A 4734-nucleotide genomic window follows, 5' to 3' on the forward strand; every position below is an offset into this window, starting at 1 on the left:
GGCCCGACCGGTGTGGGTAAAACCGAGGTTTCCAAGCAGCTGGCCTCTGTAATGGGTATGGAGCTGGTGCGCTTTGATATGTCTGAGTACATGGAGCGCCACACGGTTTCCCGTCTGATTGGTGCGCCACCGGGTTATGTCGGTTATGACCAGGGCGGTCTGCTGACCGAGGCCATTAACAAAAACCCGCACTGTGTGTTGCTGCTGGATGAGATTGAAAAAGCCCATCCGGAAGTCTTTAACATTCTGCTGCAGGTAATGGATCACGGTACGCTCACCGACAACAATGGCCGTAAAACGGATTTCCGTAATGTTATCCTGATTATGACCACCAATGCCGGGGCAGAGCAGATGAGTCGTTCCAGTATCGGCTTTACGCTGCAGGATCACAGTACTGATGGTGCTGAAGCGCTGAAGAAAACCTTTACGCCGGAATTCCGCAACCGCATCGACAGCACGATTCAGTTTGGTCCGTTAACACCGGAAACCATTCTGCATGTAGTGGATAAATTCCTGACTGAGCTGCAGGCCCAGCTGGATGATAAGGGTGTGGTTCTGAATGTGGACGACAGCGCCCGCGCATGGCTTGCTGAGCATGGTTATGACGCGCGCATGGGCGCACGACCTATGGCTCGTCTGGTGCAGGATAAAATCAAAAAGCCATTGGCAGAGAAAATTCTGTTTGGCGATCTTTCCCGTGGCGGGGAAGTGGATATTTCTGCTGAGGATGGTGAGCTGTCAATTGCTGCTGTGGAAGAAGTGCCAGCCTGACGGCGGCACTTCCTGCAGATGACATTAGCGGGCGCGGTAAGTAATGCGCCCTTTGCTCAGGTCGTAAGGAGTCAGTTCAACTTTAACCTTATCGCCAGTCAGGATGCGGATATAGTTCTTACGCATTTTGCCTGAAATATGAGCGGTCACAACGTGGCCGTTTTCCAGTTTTACACGGAACATTGTGTTCGGAAGGGTATCTACTACCTCACCTTCCATTTCAATAACATCATCTTTTGCCATTCATCACCTGTTTATAGCTTGTACAACGCGGGCGCATTCTGCCTGAAATTTACATAAGAAGCAAAGTAAATGCCTGTTGCATCTGTGGGAATATGATCCGGGCGCAGATTCAGGGTGACAAAAGCGTCCATTTTCCATCAATCAGCGCATCCAGTGGTGCGAATTTGCGCTTATACGTCATCTTCCTGCTTTCTCTTACGTAATAGCCGAGGTAGTCGTAGTGAAGGCCAAGACCCAGAGCTATATGGTTGAGTTGCAGAATGAGCCATGTACCCAGAGAGCGCTCCTGTTCATCCGGGTCAAAGAAGCTGTAGACCGCGGATAAACCGTCCTCAAGCATATCGAATACCATGCAGGCGATAAGCTTTTCCTGGTGTCTTACCTTGAGAAAGCGGGTTGTACCAAAATCACTGACAAGAAAATCCTGATACTGCTGTTCACCTGGCGGGTACATGTCGCCGTCGCGGTGGCGCTCACTGATATAACGTTCATAGAGCTCATAGCATTCTGCAGAGCCGTCCGGCATGGATACTTCGAGAGTCAGGTCGTTATTCCTGCGTTCAGTGCGTTTATGCGAACGCGACGGGAGGAAATCATTAAGACGGATACGCACCGGGAGGCAGGCCGAACAGGTCGGGCAGGCGGGGCGGTACATCAGTCGGCCACTGCGGCGGAAACCGTTCAGGCTGAGCAGGGTCAGTGTTGTGCCATCAAGCTCAGCACGCGGGTCGACATAGACACTGCGCGACTGTTCGCCGTCAAGGTAGCTGCAATCGTGGGTTTCCGGAGGCTGAAAAAGCAGAATTTTATTCATGCCAGTACTCCGGGCAGCACTGTCTGCTGTCCTTTGACAGCTTCGCTGACTCTGAAATTGAAGTCTTCGCGGTCTGCTTCAAAAAGGCCAAACTGTGCCAGGTGGCTGGTCTTCATCTGACAATCGATCAGCTTTACCCCTGATCTGAACAGTGCAGGGGCAGCGTGACCGAAAGCGATTTTGGATGCATTGTCGATATGAGAAAACATGGATTCACCAAACAGCGCCTGACCAATCAGTAAACCATAGAAACCACCGCAGAGCCGGTCCTTATGCCAGTATTCGACACTCAGGGCGCGCCCGCTTTTATGCAGGCGAGTGTAGCCTTCTATCATGTCGTCACTGATCCAGGTGCCGGATTCATGATCGCGGGGGCCGGCGCAGGCTGCCATTACCTGGCGGAAGGCCAGGTTGGTCGTCACCCGGTATTGCTGGCGGCGCATGGCCTTTCTTACACTGCGTGGCAGGCGGAAAGACTCAGCCGTAATGATTGCCCGCGGAGCAGGAGACCACCACATGCGAACCTCCTCCGGGTCGTTCCAGGGGAATATTCCGTGCCGGTAGGCCTGATCCAGCCATAACGGCGTTGTGCGGCCGCCAGCGGCCAGTAATCCGTTGGGATCTTTAAGGGCCCGCCCGGTTGGGGGAAATTGCGGGAACGATGCTTCATCCAGCCAGTCAATCATGCTAAACCCGTGGTAAACTTCGCTTTTAAATCAGGGAATTGGACACTCATTTTGCCAAAGCATACGACTGATCGTGATATTCAGCCAGACACGGAACTGAACATGGGAGATATTCCTGTGCTCTGGAGTCGCCGTCACGACGCGGTATTTGTTGTTCTGACGCTGGCCAGCATTCTGCTGTTACTGGCCCTTGTTACCTACAGTGGGCGGGATATGGCCTGGTCCGCTGCTGGCGCAGGATCACCGGGTAATGCCGTGGGCAAGGTAGGTGCTCTGGTGGCAGATATTCTGTTTCATGCCCTTGGCTATCTGGCTTACGCCGTGCCATTGCTGGTGATGGCCAAGCTTGGCCAGCTGTTCCGTAAATCGCCGGCAGCGAGCGGGCGTGTCTGGTTGTTGCGCGGTATCGGTGTACTGCTGTCTCTGTCTGCTTTGTGTGCTCTGGCTGAAATGAGTATCTGGCATGGCGATTACCTGCCGGTAGGCTCCGGCGGCATACTCGGTAAAACACTGATTGACGTGTTTCTGCCACTGTTTTCCTTTGCTGGTTCAGCCATTCTGCTGGCCGGGATACTGGCATTGGGCCTGATGCTGTTTCTTGAGTTTTCCTGGCTCAGATTCTTTGACTGGCTGGGCGGGGCTGCCGTTGCTCTGGTTGCCCGCATGGCAGAGCGACGTAAAGAAAAGCAGGCTGGCCGTGATTCAGACAACAGATCCGTGGCTTCGCAGGGTAGTCCTGAACCAGCCGTTGCGTCAGTGGCGATGCGAACGGAATCTACAAAGCCTGCAAAACCTGCAGTAGCCAGTGATGCAGTAAATGAGACAGACGATGATGACGGGCAGCCTGAAGCAGACCTGAATGAAACTGAGAAAGCACCATCATTCTGGAAACGTCACCTGCATCGTAAATCCGACGATGGCAAAGACGATAAAAAGCGCAGGGAGGCTGTAGAGCCTGGGTTTAACCTTCCTTCGGCTTCTGCAAATACTAATGCAGGCACTGCTACAGACGATATCGAAGACGACTTTATGGATGTGCCCTGGCTGAGCGATGCTTCCGAGGAAGCCGGCTCAGCCCACAACAGCGCACCTGCGTCAGGGAGTATGGCACAAGCAGAACCACGAGTGGCGGACAAAGCGCCCGCAGCGAAGGCATCTGCAGCCGCTGCTTCTCCGGCGAAAGCTCAGACACCGTCTGAAATACCAATTCAGCCACTGGAAAAACATGAAAGTCAGCCCAGCGAGCGCGCTAAGCGGGATATGCAGGGCCGGCTGTTTGGCGGCGATGATCCGCTGCCATCCATTGCGTTGCTGGATCCCCCGCGTACCGATCAGCCACATGGTTTTTCTGCAGAACGCCTGCAGGAATTGTCACGCCTGCTGGTGCAAAAACTGGCAGATTTTGGCGTTAAAGTAGAGGTGACGGCAGTTGCGCCCGGTCCGGTTATTACCCGCTTTGAAATTCAGCCGGCACCCGGCGTTAAGGCCAGTAAAATATCCAACCTCGCACGGGACCTCGCACGTTCCATGGCAATGGTCGCTGTGCGTGTGGTTGAAGTGATTCCCGGTAAATCCGTGATGGGAATTGAAGTACCAAACGAAGACCGGGCGGTGGTGTCCCTCAACGAAGTACTGTCCTCAGATAAATATGACAAATCCAAATCGCCGCTGACGCTGGCTCTTGGACACGATATTGGCGGCAACCCGGTGATTACCGATCTGGCAAAAATGCCTCACTTACTGGTTGCCGGCACGACCGGCTCCGGTAAATCCGTCGGTGTTAACGCCATGCTGCTCAGCCTGCTGTTCAAGTCGACACCTGAAGAGCTGCGCCTGATTCTGGTCGACCCGAAAATGCTGGAGCTGTCCGTTTACGAAGGTATTCCACACCTGTTGACGCCGGTGATCACTGACATGAAAGAGGCCGCTAACGGTCTGCGCTGGTCCGTTGCCGAAATGGAGCGCCGCTACATGCTGATGGCGGCTATGGGGGTGCGTAACATTGCCGGCTATAACAAGAAAGTTAAGGATGCTATCGCGGAAGGCAAGCCGATTCCGGACCCTCTGTGGCAGATTGATAAGTCTTACGACACAACGCCGCCACTGCTGGAACCACTGCCGTATATTGTTATCGTAATCGACGAGTTGGCCGATTTAATGATTACGGAAGGGCGTATGGTTGAGGAATCTATCACCCGTCTTGCACAGATGGCTCGTGCC

General features: G+C 53.8%; 5 protein-coding genes. 2 read left to right on the top strand and 3 right to left on the bottom strand.

The genetic code is table 11. The features are described from left to right. The coding region (locus B2Z72_RS09345) for an AAA family ATPase (RefSeq protein WP_297004644.1) at positions 1-771 on the top strand (771 nt) is incomplete at its 5' end. 24 nt (positions 772-795) lie between these two features. On the opposite strand, the gene infA is transcribed toward B2Z72_RS09345, so the two are convergent. The 3 genes from infA to aat form a co-directional block, all read right to left on the bottom strand. After that, the gene (gene infA / locus B2Z72_RS09350) at positions 796-1014 is read right to left on the bottom strand and encodes a translation initiation factor IF-1 (protein WP_296983821.1); all 219 of its coding nucleotides are present in this window, start codon (positions 1012-1014) and stop codon (positions 796-798) included. A gap of 109 nt (positions 1015-1123) precedes the next feature. Further along, on the bottom strand, positions 1124-1828 hold the full coding sequence (locus B2Z72_RS09355; protein ID WP_296983820.1) for an arginyltransferase: 705 nt from the start codon (positions 1826-1828) through the stop codon (positions 1124-1126). Further along, on the bottom strand, positions 1825-2514 hold the full coding sequence (aat, locus tag B2Z72_RS09360) for a leucyl/phenylalanyl-tRNA--protein transferase (protein ID WP_296983818.1): 690 nt from the start codon (positions 2512-2514) through the stop codon (positions 1825-1827). Before aat ends, B2Z72_RS09355 begins: the two co-directional genes overlap by 4 nt. 102 nt (positions 2515-2616) lie before the next feature. On the opposite strand from aat, the gene B2Z72_RS09365 reads away from it, so the two are divergent. Continuing rightward, positions 2617-4734 (top strand): DNA translocase FtsK (locus tag B2Z72_RS09365; RefSeq protein ID WP_297004647.1); only part of this gene is annotated, 2118 nt, incomplete at its 3' end.

Origin of the sequence: Thalassolituus sp. UBA6592 (assembly GCF_002433655.1) — a bacterium.
Classification (GTDB): domain Bacteria; phylum Pseudomonadota; class Gammaproteobacteria; order Pseudomonadales; family Oceanobacteraceae; genus Venatoribacter.